The organism is Allobosea sp. FBZP-16, assembly GCF_002831785.1.
Lineage (GTDB): Bacteria > Pseudomonadota > Alphaproteobacteria > Rhizobiales > Beijerinckiaceae > Allobosea > Allobosea lupini.
This window is the reverse complement of sequence record NZ_LNCQ01000023.1, coordinates 82,360-98,084: the sequence shown is the minus strand read 5'-3', so window position 1 is coordinate 98,084 and position 15,725 is coordinate 82,360. Positions and strand designations below refer to the sequence as shown.

The window sequence follows — 15,725 nt, the reverse complement described above, 5'->3', positions numbered from 1 at the left end:
AATGCGCAGTGAGCAGATTGGCGGCTGCGTATTGTATAATGGCGACTGCCTAGAGGTGATGGCGGGGCTGGAGGCCGTTGGCCACATCATCAGCGACCCGCCATACGAAGAAAGCCTGCATGCGTCGAAGAACAGTCTGCGCGGACCCGTCCGCGCAGACTCAGGCCCAGACTTGAAGGGTCTGGACTTCGCCTCGATTAACAGCATCCGCGCCGATGTTGTGGCTGCAGCCGAGCGAGTGACAACGGGCTGGTTTATCGCCTTCTGCACCATCGAGGGCGTTGCATATTGGGCCGAGGCCATCAACGCATCAGCGATGAAATACAAGCGCGGCTGCTTGTGGGTAAAACCGGATGCGACACCGCAGTTGAACGGACAGGGGCCGGGTCAGGGCGCGGAGTGCTTCGTCACGGCATGGAACGGCTCAGGCCATGCCCGCTGGAACGCGGGCGGAAAGCGCGGTGTCTACACTCACCTGACCAATCAGAGGGACCGAGACGGGCGCCACCCGACGGAGAAGCCCATCCCGCTCATGATGGAGCTTCTGAAAGACTTCACCAACCCGGGCGAGACGATTTTGGACCCGTTCATGGGCTCCGGCACGACTGGCGTAGCCTGCGCTCGGATGGGCCGCAAGTTCATCGGCGTTGAGTTGGATCCGAAGTACTTCGATGTCGCCTGTGAGCGCATTCGCAAGGCTTACGACCAAGGCGACATGTTCGTGCCGACGGTGGCCAAGCCCAGCAAGCCCGCCAGCCTCTTCGCCAACGACAACACCAAGGACACCCAAATTGCCGCGTGAACGCCTTTCCAACCGCCGTGAGTCTGAAAACATCACATTCTGGCACGCCGGGCGGCCCTACACGGCGCGCGTGTCGTTTTACCCCGACGGGCGCCTAGCCGAAGTCTTTCTGGACAACGGCAAGGTAGGCAGCGACGCGCAAGTCAACTGCCGCGATGCTGCTGTTAGCGTGAGCTTGTTGCTGCAGTACGGCTGCCCCGCCGCGGACCTTGCCAAGTCACTGTCCCGCACAGACCGCGGCGAAGCCGAGTCCGCAATCGGCGCCCTGTTGGACCTGCTGGCGGCGGAGCCCGCCAATACCAACCAACCCAGATCAGCCACAGGCTAATGCATCGTATACGCTCCATTAGCGGCCATATGAAGCGTATACGATGCAAAACCTCTGTCCTTGGTCGCATCATTTCTAGGTTTCATCACATGCAACCACACATCAACGACCCCGCCGACTGCTTCCTGTGCAAGCGGCACGCAACCGGCATAGGCGCGGGGGATGGACGCCGCCCTAGATGGGTTTGTGATGATTGCATCCCGCAAATTAAGGAAATCCGACAGGTGAGAAACTTCGACCCGTACGAAGCGCGCGCCCGCGCGGATGCCAAGGAGAAGGTCGGCGAGCTGCTGGAAAGGTTCGGCAAGACCGACCTCGGCGAATTCTCCGAAGAAGAGGCCGAAGAGCTGCTGACAGTTGTTATCCATGAATTCGGCGAGAGTTTACGGGCGCAGGTTGCAGAGTTGAGGGCACCGTTCTGATGCGCGGAACAGTCAACATCATCGCCGGCGATTGCCGCGCTACGCTAGCGGCAATGGAGCCGGGTAGCGTGAACTGCTGCGTGACGAGCCCGCCGTATTTCGGATTGCGCGACTATGGGCACGACGACCAGATTGGCCTTGAGCCGACGCCTGACGAATTCGTGGCGGCCATGGTCACAGTCTTCCGTGAGGTGCGGCGGGTGCTTCGCGATGACGGGACGTTGTGGCTGAACTTGGGGGATAGCTATGCGAGTGGCGGCGGCAAGTCACAGCCACACAGGGATAGCAGCGGCGGTATTGGCAATAAGGGAACGCGAGGTGAGCAGGGATACCATGCTTCGGGTGGTGGCTTCGAGCGCCCCAATACGGTCGCGTCTGGCCTGAAGCCGAAAGACCTAATCGGCATCCCGTGGCGCGTGGCTTTCGCGCTCCAATCGGATGGCTGGTATCTGCGGCAGGATATCATCTGGCACAAGCCAAACCCTATGCCAGAAAGCGTCAAAGACCGCTGCACAAAGGCGCATGAGTACGTCTTCATGCTGAGCAAGGCGCCCCGCTACTATTATGACGGCGACTCCGTGAAGGAACCTGCTGTTGACCCGACTATCGGAAAATTCACGGACAAATGGGCGAACAAGCAGCGCGGCCATGGCAGGCGGCATGACGGCTTCAACGGGCGATACGCGGCCAAGCTTGAGGCGGAAGGCGTGCCGACGCACCGCAACCGCCGTTCAGTCTGGACAGTCGCAACCAAGCCTTTCTCAGGCGCTCACTTCGCTACCTTCCCGCCCGACCTAATCGAGCCGTGCATCCTAGCCGGCTGCCCCGAAGGCGGCACGGTCCTTGACCCATTCGGTGGCGCGGGCACGACCGGACTAGTTGCGGCTCGACACGGGCGCAACGCGGTCCTGTGTGAGTTGAACCCCGAATACGCTGCCATGGCTCGCGACCGCATCGACGCTGACACCGCCAGCCCGCTTGAGCGTGCGCGCCGCAAGGCAAAGCCCGCGAACGATAACGACCTGTTTGGAGTCGCCGTATGACCGCCTTCGCCACCAAGCCCGCAGCCGACGCCCCGTATGCGCTCCACGGCGAGCGCATCGCTGATCTCGGCTATTCCGTGATACCCTGCCGCCCCGGCTCCAAGCGGCCCGGCGACTACAAGGGCGGGTCGTGGTACGGACGCTTCGACTGGTCCCAATATTGCGACCGCGCGCCGACTGAATATGAACTAAGGACGTGGACCCGCTGGCCGGATGCGGGTCTGTGTGTTGCGCTCGGCTTCAACGACGTCATCGCGGTGGACGTTGACACTGACGACGACGCCATGCGCTCGGCGCTGTCCGCCGTCCTGCCTTTATCAACCGTCCAGAAGCGCGGCGAAAAGGGCTTCACTGCCTTCTATCGCGGCAGCCGTGCCATCCAATCACGCCACTTCGACATCCACAAGAGCCGGGTGGTCGACCTGCTGGCGTACGGCACGCAGACCGTTATTCCGCCGACCGTGCACCCAGACACGCAGCGCCCCTATGTCTGGCTGACCGACGACACGCTAGAGAACACGCACCCGCACGACCTGCCCCAGCTGCCAGACGACATCGCCGACCAGATTGCGGACGCGCTAGAGCCGTTCGGGTACTTCGCGCCGGCGCACGTCACCCGTGTCTCAGACGGGCTCGGCGGCGGCATCTGGCGCGACCTGAACACGCAGGCGCTGACTAAGCTCGACCTATGGGTGCCGGAACTGGACCTGCCCAAGCTGTCTCGGAACAGGCGGGGTGGCTATGTGGCCGTGCCGTTCTGGCGCCCGTCGCACCGCGGCAGGCCGCTTCATGACCGCAACCCGAACCTGAAGATTTCCGAGCAGGGAATCCGCGATTTTCACGACGGAGAGAAGGGATATACCCCTGTTGATCTCGTGATGTCAGCCATGGGCTGCACGTTCGACTTCGCGGCAAACTGGCTCAAGCAAAAGATCGGCGTCGAAGAGCCTGGCTTACTGGGGCTGGAGCCGTGGTTCCCGAAGCGACCGGAGCCCGTTGCGGACAACGACGACATTGCGCCCGCACCCGCGCAGCCCGTAGACGTTGCCGCGCCGCGCTCTTCGGTCAACCCGTTTCCGCCGAAGTCCGCCGGCGGGCTGATCGAGGCAATCTCGCGCTGGACACTGGAATGCGGACGCCGGCCCGTGCCGGAATTTGCCATGATGACGGCTATCGCGTTCGCGGCCGGGCTCTACGGCAGAAGGTTCGTCGGCCCAACCGGCGTCGGGCTGAACGTGTATCTTGTCGGGCTCGGTGCGTCAGCGCTGGGCAAGGGGCATCCGCTCAAGGCGCTCCGAACGATCGCGAATGACTGCAACATGTTGCACATGGTCGCCGCGGGCGTGCCGACGTCCGACTCTGCGATTGAGCGAATGTTGCGAAAGCTGCCTAGCCAGGTGCTTCCTCTCGACGAGTTCGGTCTGCTTATGCAGTCGGTGAACGGGCGCAATAGCTCGAGCTGGTCACAGACAGTGCGGCGTGCCCTGCTTGAGGTCTATTCGCTGTCCACTGACATGTGGATGGGTAAGCAGTTCTCCGACCCCAAGCGCCCCGACCCGGAGCCGCTTCACTGCCCTACTCTGACGCTCATGTCGGTTACGACGCCGACAACGTTCTATGACGGGCTTAGCGAAGCCAACCTGTCCGACGGCTTTCTCAACCGCATGACGGTAATCCATGCGACAGAGATGCCTGACCGCCAGGAAGCCGAGCCGATCATGACCGCGCCGCCATCGTTGGTTGCGGCCGTCAAGCGGGCCGAAGAGGGCGCCCGTCCATCGGGCTTTGCTGGCGCCGCTTACCGTGACCCTAATCAGCGCCCCAAAATGGCGGCGGTTCCTTGGGCGTCGGAGGAAGCCAAACAACGCTGGCTCTGGATTGAAGACTGGCAGATTGCCCAGATCGAAGAGCGCAGCGGTCACGAGGGTATCGTCGGCCGTGCCGCGGAGCAGACGCAGAAGTTTGCGACGCTGCGCGCACTTAGCCGGGATGGCAAAGCAGCACGTGTGACGTTGGATGACGTCGAATGGGGCTACGCGATCGTGCAGCGCTCCATTGACTGCCTTGATCGCGGCATAGCCGAGTTCATGTCGGGGTCTGAATTCGAAGCCCTGACCAAGGCCATCCTGTCGGCATTGAAGAAATCCAAGGACGGCACCGCGGCTCGCTCTACACTCCTTCGCGCCAAGGGCATTTCCAAGGCAGACGGGCGTCAGGTTACAGCCGCGCTGGACCGGTTGGTAGAAACCGGCCAAGTGATGAGAAGCGGGCAGACGATCCGCTTGCTTGCTAGTTGACAATCCTAATTAGGATTCGCTATAACTCATGCCACGAAACGGAGACTCGTGGCATGGGCAAGGTTTCTGAAAAATACGACGTCGGCGCATATGTGTCGCTGAAGAAGAGCGTTGCCGAGGCCATGCTGGGCTCCGGCGGAATGTCGGCCCGTGTCGGAACGGATGTTTCCGACTTGCTGGTCAAGCGTGCACACGAGCGCCATTTGATCGCAATCAACCACTGGGCAGCCTGTGCTCTGCGCCTGCTGGACATCGACGGGGCGTTGTTGGCGGCACGCTGGCGGCGGCGGTTCTTGAACTATCCGTTGGCCGGTCTCTCTGCGCTGAAGGTGGCCGCGTGATGGTCGCGACGGAACAGGGTGTGATCGTCGTTTTCGCCTTTGGGTTCTTGTCGGGCGGCGCCGCGGTCTGGCTGGCGAAGGCAATCGGGCGGGCTTGGGATCGCTGGCGCGATACGTCGGATCCGCTCGACGATCCGCGCAATTGGCATTGAGGATCGCAGCATGACCACCCCCACCGAGAATGTGGTCGCGGAATGGCGTGCGGCTATGGAAGGCGTGACGCCGGGGCCTTGGGAGCAGAACCGGCGGTTTGAAGTTGGGCGGGCGATTTCGTCGGATGACCAGTCCGACGGCATGACAGATGTGTTCATTGATGTTTTCGGAGATGGGAAGAAAGAGGACGCCGCCTGGATCGCCCGTTGCTCTCCGTCCGGCCTCTCCGACCTGCTCGCCCTCATCGAATCCCAGCGCGCCGAACTGGCAGCCTCCCAAGCCCGCGTCACCGCCCTGGAGGCGGCGATGAAGCCGTTCGCGAGTGTCGCTGAACGTTACGATGCTGCGGAGCATGTCAGGCATCAGCCGTCGATCACCAACTACGCCGGCTCGCTGACCATTGAGGACTTCCGCCGCGCCCGCGCCTCCCTCTCCCGCAGCACGGAGAAGAACGATGGATAATCCTGCCAAGACGCTTGAACAGCGCATCCTCGAACCAGTGCTGACCGCTGGCTACGGCGAGCTGACAGAGTTCGCCGGCACGCTCGCCCATAGGATCAACGACATTGTGTCCTTCGACGAGAAGCCGACCGGCGCCGATATCGCAGCTGTCCTTTTCGCTTGGGCGCAGGCCAACGCGAAGGATTCCGCCAATGGCTGATGTGGTGGAGAGCGCGCGCAAGGAAGCTCGCGAGCTGGCGGAACGCGCCGGTATCGACATGCTGGACGATCACGACCAGTTCGTCACCGACTTGACCGAAACGCTCGTTCGTTTCGCCCGCCTCTCGCAGGCCGGTGCGGGCGGTGCGGTGGTCTCGACTGAGCCGACGTGTTGGACTTCAGAAGTCAGCCTGCGCATGGCCGCAGAGGGCGTTCCGGCTGTCATCCACGCGTATCCACCACCAGTGGAACCGGTTGCGCTCTATCGCACCCCACCCGCGCCCGTCCAGACCGCGAGCGTGGAGGCGGTATGTGAACTGCGCGATCGAGTTCTGGAAGCGCTGACATGGTCGCCGGGGGACACGCCGGGTGACATCGTCATGCGCGCTCGCGAAGCCGCTCAGAGCGTCGCCTCCCTCACGGCCCCGACGCAAGGGGATGGGGACTGGTTGCTGGTGCCGCTGAAGCCCACCGATGAGATGGTGAGGGCCGGAGCGAAAGGCCGGCAGAACAGTGCGCGCGCCAGCTTCGAAGACGGGTGGAAATTGGCTCTGGCTGTCGCCCCCAAGCCCACCCCCTCATCGCCCGTGTCCTCTCCCTCGCCTGCGGGCGGGGTAAGGGAGGCGGGCTTCAAGTCCGGGCTTGAAGCTGCGGCGGAGTATCTGCTGGCGTGCGATGACTATGGCGACAGGTTGAAGGCTGCCGAGATCCGCAAGCTCACGCCACCGGCTTCGGCGCCTGCGGACGCGCGGGAGGCTATGGCAGCCTTCGACAAGCTGATCAGATATGGCGCACGTTCAAATTATGACGGGAACTTGCAGGCGCCGAACGGTACATTGTTCCGGTTCGATGATCGGGAGGCGTTCTTTCTCAGCGATATAGACCGCGATGCAATCCTCGCCGCCCTGTCCTCTCCCGCGACTGGGGAGGTGGTGGATCCGGGCGATCTGCAATTGCTGTTCCGGCTCAAACAGGACAACCGACATGACGGTGCACGCCCCGTCATCGAGAAGGATCAGAAGGCTTGGGAGCAGGCTTTCCGGCTGTCTGATGCTGGGCTGATTGCGATCGAGCAGATTGCCGCCGGCGGCGTGCTTCACATCACCCGGAAGGGTGTCGCCGCTGTTGCTGCCGCCCTCAACCCCGCCCCCGGCCATGGGGAGGGGGGATTATGAGGAGTGGCATCCGCGAGACCTCGACCAAGACCGGCCCCGAGAACTTTGCTCGACTGGTCTTCGAGAAATCCTCTGGTTTCCACGAGAGTGCTGGGCCATGGGAAGGCGGAAGGATCGGCTTTTCGATAGGAGACCGCGTCTTCTGGACCGACAGCTATTCATTCCCAGGAGATAGCACCGCGTCACATGCCGAGAAGGTCGCCTTCGCTCACGAGATCGTCGTGCGGCTCAATTGCGGTGGCCATACTCTGGAGAACGGTCCTACCGGTCTCGCGGATGCCACCTCAAATCCCCACCCCACAGGCGATAAGGAGGGCCGGTCGTGAGCGATCTCGACGAGACGAAATCATGGATGCGCTGGTGGGGCTGGACGAATGAAGGCGGCCCCGGAGCCCTGAAGCTCGATGCGGATGAGCGAGTGATTGCGAAACACGGCGATCCGACATGGCACGCGGATGTCGATAAAGCCTACGAAATCGCGCGCCGCACCCGCCCCCATGGAGGCAAGGATGGCTGAGAGGCTGACGAAAGTTGAACAGCGTTGGCAATATCTCGCCGACCGCATCTGGTACGGCACTTTCACAGGCTGGACCGGGTTGTCTGATCGAGTGACCAAGGCGGACCGCGCGATCGTCGCACGCAAGGTCAAAGCCGGCCACGTCGAAGTATCGGAATGGGGTCAATACCGCCTGACCGAAGCCGGCCGCCAAGCCCTGCGTACCAGCGACGGAGGCAAGGATGCGTGAGAAGTTGAGCAAGGCGATCGACTGCCAGCAGGCCTGCGAGATCCCGCAGGGTGTGACCCTGGTCAGAGTTCCGCCCCCTCGCCATGCTTGGACGGACATCATTCGTTGCCCGGATTGCGGCGACTGCTTCCTGGTCGAGCGGGAGGAAACCGGCCGCGCCGCACTCGACGAGGCCCGCGATGCAGACCAGGAGTCTCGCAATGATCGATGAGAAGGCGAAGAGCACTGTTGCGAAGGCGCTATATGAGGCCATGGAAGGCCCGGTGAGCAACCAGGACTTCGATAGGCAGCAGCGCCAGTGGGAGAGCGCTCAGGCCTTGGCTGTCGTCGCGATCGAGGCCTACGAATCCGCCAAGCCGAAGGAGGCGGCAGCCGAACCAAGCGCTCGTGCGACCGTCTACATGCATGACGGGCGGCGCTGCATATCTCTAAATGAGATCGACAGCCGGCTCAGTCGCTTGCCACCTGGCGAGCACAAGCTCTTTCTGGCACCCGAGCCTCCGAGCGCCATGCTCTCAGCGGCGGGAGACGGGAGATGATTTATGTTCTCATCATTCTAGGGATGGGGTGGGGCTCCGGTTCATCTACCGCTGAGTTCAACGGTAAAGAGGCATGCGAAGTCGCTAGTGCGGCGGTAAAAGCGATTGGGCAGATGCAAACCGCCGTTTGCGTCCCGAAGGGGGCGGCGTTGATTAGCGGGGCCGCTACATGACACCAGCCAACGATAACGGGCCGCTGGGGGCTGTCTACACGCTTAGAGAAGCTGCGGACTACCTCAAGACCACACGACATGCCGTCAGCCGAGTGGCCAGGCGGCACGGTCTGTGTACAGTTTTTGGTCGCGACATTCGCTTTAGCGATAGCGACGTTTTGGCAATCTGGGATGTGATGCGATGCCGCTCAAGCTCGTCCAGCGCAAAGGAAGCGACAACTGGTATCTCCGCGGCACAGTCCGAGGAGAAAGCGTTTTCATCTCTTGTGGCACGAGCGACCGCAAAGCGGCAGAGACTCTTAGAATCAAGGAAGAGGCGCGCCTCCTAGATGAGACGGTCAACGGCCGCAAAAAGACGATCACGTTCGACCAGGCGGCAGACGCGTTCATTGCGGCTGGCGGATCCGACCGCTTCCTGCTCGAGATTGGCGGAAACGGAAAGCCGAAGGGGCTCGCCGTCGAGTTAAAGGGTGTGAAGCTCTTCGGCTACTCGCAGGAGAGCCTGGACAAGCTCGCTAACAGGCTCTACCCGGCCGCGCTACGCGACACGAGGGTTCGCCAGTTCTACGCGCCTTTTCGAGCCGTGTGGAACCACGCTGCCATGGAAGGATGGGCCGACCATAAGAAGTGGCGGTTGCCCAAGAAGCCAAAGGGGACGAACGTTCAGGAGTTGAAGAAGTATCGCTCCGGTAGCGCTCCGACCAATTACGAGCACGCAGCCAGGTTTGTGGGCGCGATGTCACCGGCGCCGGCAATGCTCATGACGGCCTTGTTCTTTACAGGTATGCGACCGATCGAGCTATTTGTGCTCGACGCCGCCATGGTCAACGTGCCAGATCGCTGGATTACGCTCGAGAACTCCAAAATCGGTGAAGGGCGCGGAATTCCGATTCACGAGTTCCTCGTGCCCTTGTTCGAGTCTCTCTGTCAGCGCGGCGGCGCGGTTTTCCGCAAGCCTCGGGGTGAGCCGTACCCGATCACGGAGAATGCGGGCGGTCAGATTAAGACGGCGATCAACGGAGCTCGGAAGCGGACTGGCATTCGCGACGTGTCACCATACACGGCCCGCCACACCGTTTCGACGCAACTCGTGGTCAATGGCGTTCACGCCTACGTCAAAGACCAGATCCTTGGGCACGTCGTAGACGACATGTCGCGCCGCTATACCCACATCCCGCAGAAGCCGCTGATTGACGCGATCAACACGATCGAGGTCCCGCAGTCGTGGCGCGAAATGTGGTGGTGGGATGACCCGTTGGGGCTGAGTGGAAAGCTGGTCCCTGGCACTGGGGCGCGAAATGATTTGAAGGAGAAGCGGGCTTGACGAAGCAAGAAAGCGTGCCCTGCGTCGGAGGTCCGCTAGACGGACAGTGGTGGCCTGATACTAAATGTGCGCCGTCCGTGCCGATGGGCGGTGAGGCGTCCGCAGACGTGAAGGCCGGAGAACCCGTACCAACGACCGCGCCATTCAGTCGGGCCATTTACCGCGCACACATGGTGACGCAGCCCAATGGTCAGCCAATCAAGGTCTATGCTCTTTGGGATATGAGCTTTGATGAAGTCCTAGACCGATTGCGACAAACAGCCCCGCAGGGCTTCTAACCAAAAGGACCGGAGCCTTGCGCCCGGTCCTTTTTCGTTCTAGTAACGTCCAAGCTGAAAAACAGCGGGCATGTGCATAGTCTGCGCAACGCAAAATCGACTCCGCTAAGTCTAGCAATAACATGATAATTAACTTCCAGTAACTCCATTGGTAATGGAGAGGTCGAGAGTTCAATCCTCTCTCGCAGCACCAGCCCCACCCCCTTGTTTTGCGGAATAAGGCTGCACCAGCAAGGGTTTGGCGACCACCGAGTGGTACACATGGTACTTTGCGTGGCCGATCGTTGGAAACATCCGAAGACCGGGGTCTACTACCACCGCAAACGCGTCCCCAAGGACCTTGTGGACGCGGTCATGGGCCGCACAACGTTCAACGGACGTGCGCCTGACTTTCGTCCCTGGGAAAGGTATCGGCCAGTGGGTCGCTCGCGGAGTTCGTGCGCGCCGTCGTCTATCAGCCCATTGACCTCCTGGTGCCGAGGCGACTGACGCTGGCCAAGCATGGCCCTTTCCGGCCTGGGGCCGGGTGCATACAGGCTTGCGTCGTCGCGACAGCCGCGAAGGACCAGGCGCGTGTTACCCACATGACCGCCAGCCATATCGAAGGGAGACGCCCCGATCAGCGGGATGCGGGATTCTACGATACGGACAGACCCCCAATTCCCCTTCGACGAAGGCTGACGAATGGTGCATGGCAAGCCTTCGCGCGCTGGCGGAGGATGGGGAGGCTACCATGCTCGACGCATCCGCGACGTCCGCGACCCTGCAACGCCTGCCAAGCGCGCCGACCGCCGAGCCGACACGGCTGCGGTCGCTGGCGCACCTGCGTCGCTTCGATCGCGAGCAGGACATCTACGGCCAAGAGGAGCGCAGCGACACCTGGTATCGTGTCATGTCCGGCTCGGCGCGCAAATTTCTGATGCGCGCCGACGGGCGCAGGCAACTGGTCGACATCTATCTGCCGGGAGATCTGTTCGGCTTCACCTCGCGCCTGCACCATCGGTTTGCCGTCCAGGCCGTGACTGAAGGGACAGTGATCGCCTGCTACCCGCGCCAGCGTGTCGAGGCGCTGGCCAGGGAAGATTCCGAGACCGCCCTCGAAATCAGAAGGCAGATCCTCGAGGCATTGGAACGGCTGCAGGAGCAGCTCCTGGTGATCGGCACGATGACGGCCCAGGAAAAGGTCCGGGAATTCCTGCTCTACTTTCACCGGAGGCTTTCGGCCGACAAGGACGAGGGCATGGCGCTGCCGATCTCGCGCTACGACATCGCCGACATGCTCGGTATCTCGCCCGAAACGGTCTGCCGCGCCATTACCGATCTGCAGGCGCGCGGCGTCATCTCGCTGGAGGGTCCGCGCCGCATCAGGATCACCCGGAGGCGAGGCGGCCAGAATGGCTGAGGGCGGATGACGCGGCGCCGAACTACCTGCCATCCGTAACGTCGCCTCTCCTGTCTCCTCGAGAAAACCCGGCTCGACGACGAGTCGCAGCGCAAAATCGTCAACAGGCTTGAAACTGACGACCGTCAAGGCCGGCGGCCTGGCCATCGGCAAGGCTTCGGATGCGGGCGCAGTCGCACCGGCCGCATCAGGCGCCCAATTTCGATGGAGATGGAAGATGGCAACGAAGGTGATCGGCATCGATCTGGGCACGACCAACTCCTGCGTCGCGGTGATGGAGGGGGCGCAGGCCAAGATCATCGAAAACGCGGAAGGCGGCCGCACCACCCCCTCCATCGTCGCGTTCACCAAGGATGGCGAGATTCTGGTCGGCCAGCCGGCCAAGCGGCAGGCCGTGACCAACCCGGAGAACACGATCTTCGCCGTGAAGCGCCTGATCGGGCGCCGCTACGACGATCCGGTGGTGGAGAAGGACAAGACGCTGGTTCCCTACAAGATCGTCAAGGGCGACAATGGCGATGCGTGGATCGAGGTGGCGGGAAAGAAACACAGCCCAAGCCAGATCAGCTCCCACATCCTGGTGAAGATGAAGGAGACGGCGGAGGCCTATCTCGGCGCAAAGGTGACCCAGGCCGTCATCACGGTGCCGGCCTATTTCAACGACAGCCAGCGGCAGGCGACGAAGGACGCTGGAAAGATCGCCGGGCTCGACGTGCTGAGGATCATCAACGAACCGACGGCCGCCGCGCTCGCCTACGGGCTCGACAAGAAGAAGACCGGCAAGATCGCGGTCTACGATCTCGGCGGCGGCACCTTCGACATCTCGCTGCTCGACATCGGCGATGGGGTGTTCGAGGTGAAGGCCACCAATGGCGACACCTTCCTCGGCGGCGAAGACTTCGACAAGCGCGTCGTCGACTGGCTGGCGACCGAGTTCCAGAAGGACCAGGGCATCGACTTGCGACAAGACCGGCTGGCGATCCAGCGGCTGCGCGAAGCCGCCGAGAAGGCCAAGATCGAGCTTTCTTCGACCTTGGAGACAACCGTCAGCCTGCCTTTCATCACGGCCGACCAGAACGGCCCCAAGCATCTGGAGATCAAGCTCAGGCGGGCGAAGCTGGAAGATCTGGTCGACGATCTCATCCAGCGCACCGAGAGCCCCTGCCGGGCGGCGATGAAGGACGCCAAGGTTAAGACGTCGGACATCGACGAGGCTGTTCTCGTCGGCGGCATGACGCGCATGCCCAAGGTGCAGGAGGTGGTCTCCGACATTTTCGGCAAGGAGCCGAACAAGAGCGTCAATCCGGATGAGGTGGTGGCGATCGGCGCTGCGATCCAGGCCGGTGTGCTGCAAGGCGACGTCAAGGACGTGCTGCTGCTCGACGTGACCCCGCTCTCGCTCGGCATCGAGACGCTCGGCGGCGTATTCACGCGGCTGATCGACCGGAACACGACCATCCCGGCGACGAAGAGCCAGACCTTCTCGACGGCCGAGGACAACCAGAATGCGGTCACGATCCGCGTCTTCCAGGGCGAGCGCGAGATGGCGGCAGACAACAAGCTGCTCGGCCAGTTCGATCTCGTCGGCATCGCTCCGGCGCCGCGCGGCGTGCCGCAGATCGAGGTCACCTTCGACATCGACGCCAACGGCATCGTCCACGTCACGGCCAAGGACAAGGCCACCGGCCAGGAGCAGCAGATCAAGATCGAGGCCTCCGGCGGCCTCACGCAGTCCGATATCGACCGCATGGTGCGGGAGGCGGAGGCCAATGCGGAGGCCGACAAGCAGAGGCGTGCTCTGGTCGAAGCCCGCAACCAGGCGGATGCGCAGATCGGAACCAGCCAGAAGGCTCTGGACGAGGCGAAGGACAAGGCGCCCTCGGTGGACCGGACGACCGTCGAGAAGGCCATCCAGGAGGTCAAGTCGGCCATCGCCGGGGCCTCGGCCGACGAGATCGAGACCAAGGCCAAGGCCTTGCAGGTCGCCTCGGCGGAGTTCGGCACCAAGGTGCAGGAGTCCGCAGGTGCCCCGGGCTCCGGTTCCGGCGAAGCGTCGGTCGCGGGAGACGATGTCGTCGACGCGGATTTCGAGGAGGTGAACGACAAGAATGGTCAGCGCCATGGCTGAGGCTCCCCACGGACAGAAAACTGCGGAGCCGATGCCCCAGTCACCGGACACGCCCTCCGCGCAATCTGCCGCCCCGGCCTCGCAGGCGGCGCTCGAGTTCGAGCTCGCCGATGTGAAGAACAAGCTGCTGCGTGCTCTGGCCGAGCAGCAGAACATCCGCCAGCAGATGCAGCGCCAGCGCGAGGAGGCAGTGAAGTTCGCGGCCTCGCAACTGGTCGGCGACCTTCTGGACACGCTCGACAATCTGCGTCGCGCGATCGAGAGCGTGCCCCCGGGGGACTCGGCTCACGCGTCGATCGGGCCGCTGCTGAAAGGTGTCGAGACCACCGAAAGCAATCTGCTGGCGACGCTGGCGCGGCATGGCATGCAACGCATCGATCCGCTCGGCGCGGCCTTCGATCCGCATATCCATCACGCCATTTTCCAGCGACCGGACGAGACAGCGGCGGACGGCACCGTCGTCGAGGTCCTGCAGCCAGGCTATACGCTTCACGACCGGGTGCTTCGCCCGGCGATGGTTGGCGTGGCGGTTCGCGAACCGCACGATGGCGGCCGGGCCGCCGGCTAGGAGTCAGCGGACAGCCGGGGGCCGGCGGTAGCTCAGCGTGTAAAGCCGCCTCGGGTCGCTCACGAGGCGAGCCCGAACGCCATCAGGCTGCACCGCCAGCGTATCGATCAGATGGCCGAAGGCGGAACGCAGGCCATAGAGCTGGTCGATCAGATCCAGCACCAGATCGACGCCTTCCTCGTTCAGACCCATCCCATCGGTCAGATCCACGATCAGGGCCGCACGCGCGACATCGACGTCGCGGATCACGCGCTGACCTTCGCGAACGGGCGGCAAGATCCAGCCCCTGTCGATGAAGGTCTGCAGCGTGTCATCGTCGACAGGAAGACGTCTCTTGGGTTCGAAGTGATCGAGCATCTAGACCCCCATTGCCTGCCGCGGATTGAAGTCCTTGCCGGCTGACCAGCCGACGACGAATGCCTTCAGTTCGGCATCCTGCTGTTCCGGAAGGACGATCTTGAGTGTTGCGTAGACGTCGCCCCGGCTCCCGTCCCGCCGGGCGACACCCTGTCCCTTCAGCCGCAGCGTGCGCCCGCTGGATGAATTCATCGGCACGGATACGGCTACCGTGCCTGCCGGCGTCGGCACCTTGACCTTGCCGCCGAGCACGGCCTCGCGGAGCGAGATCGGGAGATCAAGCCGGATGTCGTCGCCCTCGCGCCGATAGAAGGGATGGGCGCGCACATGGAGCTCGATCAGCGCGTCACCGGCTTTCACTCCGACGTCGCCGGCGCTGCCCTTGCCCCGCAGCCGAAGGGTCTGCCCATCGCGCGCACCGGGTGGGATCCTGACGTCCAGCGTCTGGCCTCCGGGCAGCGTCACCTGATGCGTGCCGCCGTTGACCGCCTCAAGGAAATCGATCTCCATGGAATAGCGGATGTCGCCGCCGCGCTTGCCGAACGGTCCACTCCTCTGGCGCGAGAAGAACTCGGCAAAGAGGTCGTCGCCGCCGAAATCCGCGAAGCCTTCGCCATAGGACCCTGCGCCCGCATCCGCGCCGGCAAAGTCGCGATAGTAGCGTCGTTCGGCCTTTTCGGCTCCCGTCGCTTCGATTTCGCCGCGATCGAAGCGCCCGCGCTTGTCCTCGTCGCGCAGAATCTCGTAGGCCGCCGACAGAGCCTTGAAGTCCTGCTCGGCCTGCTTGTTTCCGGGATTGAGGTCATGCTCCGTTGCCGCCCGGATCGACCGGCTTCGCGAGAATTCTGCAAAGCTGACGATCGTCAGCGCGGCCCGCTCGCGCCTGAGGCTCGATAGGCGTGAGGCCGCATACCGGCCTTGATCCGACGAATGCGCCGGCCTCCGACGCAATCGAGGACGCGGCTTCGCCGAACTCCCCGGAAGGAATG

The 15,725-nt window shown here is 62.9% G+C and carries 20 protein-coding genes and 1 tRNA gene; 19 read left to right on the top strand and 2 right to left on the bottom strand.

Annotated features, from left to right (window positions below; translation table 11 throughout):
- Position 1 precedes the first annotated feature (1 nt).
- From CXY91_RS30550 to CXY91_RS10080, 19 genes are all read left to right on the top strand, one after another.
- Positions 2–802: a DNA-methyltransferase gene (locus CXY91_RS30550; RefSeq protein WP_199777399.1), complete on the top strand. Its 801-nt coding sequence runs from the start codon at positions 2–4 to the stop codon at positions 800–802.
- Positions 792–1,130, top strand: a complete 339-nt coding sequence (locus CXY91_RS10155; protein WP_100960993.1) for a TSCPD domain-containing protein — start codon at positions 792–794, stop codon at positions 1,128–1,130. The genes CXY91_RS30550 and CXY91_RS10155 overlap by 11 nt, the downstream gene beginning before the upstream one ends.
- Positions 1,131–1,354: 224 nt before the next feature.
- Positions 1,355–1,552 (top strand): DUF6511 domain-containing protein, encoded by a 198-nt coding sequence (locus CXY91_RS10150; protein WP_100960991.1) that lies wholly within the window; start codon positions 1,355–1,357, stop codon positions 1,550–1,552.
- Positions 1,552–2,595: a DNA-methyltransferase gene (locus CXY91_RS10145; protein ID WP_199777398.1), complete on the top strand. Its 1,044-nt coding sequence runs from the start codon at positions 1,552–1,554 to the stop codon at positions 2,593–2,595. Before CXY91_RS10150 ends, CXY91_RS10145 begins: the two co-directional genes overlap by 1 nt.
- Complete coding sequence (locus CXY91_RS10140; RefSeq protein WP_100960990.1) at positions 2,592–4,892, top strand: bifunctional DNA primase/polymerase; 2,301 nt, start codon at positions 2,592–2,594, stop codon at positions 4,890–4,892. The genes CXY91_RS10145 and CXY91_RS10140 overlap by 4 nt, the downstream gene beginning before the upstream one ends.
- Positions 4,893–4,945: 53 nt before the next feature.
- Positions 4,946–5,233, top strand: a complete 288-nt coding sequence (locus tag CXY91_RS10135) for a hypothetical protein (RefSeq protein ID WP_100960988.1) — start codon at positions 4,946–4,948, stop codon at positions 5,231–5,233.
- Positions 5,230–5,385: a hypothetical protein gene (locus CXY91_RS30115; RefSeq protein ID WP_158673344.1), complete on the top strand. Its 156-nt coding sequence runs from the start codon at positions 5,230–5,232 to the stop codon at positions 5,383–5,385. Before CXY91_RS10135 ends, CXY91_RS30115 begins: the two co-directional genes overlap by 4 nt.
- Positions 5,386–5,395: 10 nt before the next feature.
- Positions 5,396–5,848: a hypothetical protein gene (locus CXY91_RS10130; protein ID WP_100960986.1), complete on the top strand. Its 453-nt coding sequence runs from the start codon at positions 5,396–5,398 to the stop codon at positions 5,846–5,848.
- Entirely contained in the window at positions 5,841–6,047 is a 207-nt protein-coding gene (locus CXY91_RS10125; protein ID WP_100960984.1) for a hypothetical protein, read from the top strand. Before CXY91_RS10130 ends, CXY91_RS10125 begins: the two co-directional genes overlap by 8 nt.
- Complete coding sequence (locus CXY91_RS10120; RefSeq protein ID WP_100960982.1) at positions 6,040–7,221, top strand: hypothetical protein; 1,182 nt, start codon at positions 6,040–6,042, stop codon at positions 7,219–7,221. The genes CXY91_RS10125 and CXY91_RS10120 overlap by 8 nt, the downstream gene beginning before the upstream one ends.
- A gap of 322 nt (positions 7,222–7,543) precedes the next feature.
- Positions 7,544–7,738: a cytidine/deoxycytidylate deaminase family protein gene (locus tag CXY91_RS10115; protein ID WP_100960980.1), complete on the top strand. Its 195-nt coding sequence runs from the start codon at positions 7,544–7,546 to the stop codon at positions 7,736–7,738.
- A complete protein-coding gene (locus tag CXY91_RS10110; RefSeq protein WP_100960976.1) occupies positions 7,731–7,967 on the top strand; it encodes a hypothetical protein in 237 nt (78 codons plus the stop codon). The genes CXY91_RS10115 and CXY91_RS10110 overlap by 8 nt, the downstream gene beginning before the upstream one ends.
- Positions 7,960–8,178: a hypothetical protein gene (locus CXY91_RS10105; RefSeq protein ID WP_100960974.1), complete on the top strand. Its 219-nt coding sequence runs from the start codon at positions 7,960–7,962 to the stop codon at positions 8,176–8,178. The genes CXY91_RS10110 and CXY91_RS10105 overlap by 8 nt, the downstream gene beginning before the upstream one ends.
- On the top strand, positions 8,168–8,506 hold the full coding sequence (locus CXY91_RS10100; protein ID WP_100960972.1) for a hypothetical protein: 339 nt from the start codon (positions 8,168–8,170) through the stop codon (positions 8,504–8,506). Before CXY91_RS10105 ends, CXY91_RS10100 begins: the two co-directional genes overlap by 11 nt.
- 354 nt (positions 8,507–8,860) lie before the next feature.
- Positions 8,861–10,003: a tyrosine-type recombinase/integrase gene (locus CXY91_RS10095; protein WP_100960969.1), complete on the top strand. Its 1,143-nt coding sequence runs from the start codon at positions 8,861–8,863 to the stop codon at positions 10,001–10,003.
- A gap of 403 nt (positions 10,004–10,406) precedes the next feature.
- A tRNA-OTHER gene (locus CXY91_RS30105) sits at positions 10,407–10,474 on the top strand.
- A 540-nt stretch (positions 10,475–11,014) separates the two neighbouring features.
- Positions 11,015–11,683, top strand: coding sequence for a helix-turn-helix domain-containing protein (locus CXY91_RS10090; protein ID WP_100960968.1), 669 nt, complete (start codon positions 11,015–11,017; stop codon positions 11,681–11,683).
- A 217-nt stretch (positions 11,684–11,900) separates the two neighbouring features.
- Positions 11,901–13,811, top strand: coding sequence for a molecular chaperone DnaK (gene dnaK, locus CXY91_RS10085; protein WP_100960966.1), 1,911 nt, complete (start codon positions 11,901–11,903; stop codon positions 13,809–13,811).
- On the top strand, positions 13,792–14,379 hold the full coding sequence (locus CXY91_RS10080; RefSeq protein ID WP_248307429.1) for a nucleotide exchange factor GrpE: 588 nt from the start codon (positions 13,792–13,794) through the stop codon (positions 14,377–14,379). The genes dnaK and CXY91_RS10080 overlap by 20 nt, the downstream gene beginning before the upstream one ends.
- A gap of 3 nt (positions 14,380–14,382) precedes the next feature.
- Here CXY91_RS10080 and CXY91_RS10075 read toward each other — a convergent pair whose 3' ends face one another.
- Both CXY91_RS10075 and CXY91_RS10070 read right to left on the bottom strand, forming a co-directional pair.
- A complete protein-coding gene (locus tag CXY91_RS10075) occupies positions 14,383–14,736 on the bottom strand; it encodes a chaperone modulator CbpM (RefSeq protein WP_100960965.1) in 354 nt (117 codons plus the stop codon).
- Positions 14,737–15,687, bottom strand: a complete 951-nt coding sequence (locus CXY91_RS10070) for a J domain-containing protein (RefSeq protein WP_248307428.1) — start codon at positions 15,685–15,687, stop codon at positions 14,737–14,739.
- Between the last annotated feature and the right edge of the window lie 38 nt (positions 15,688–15,725).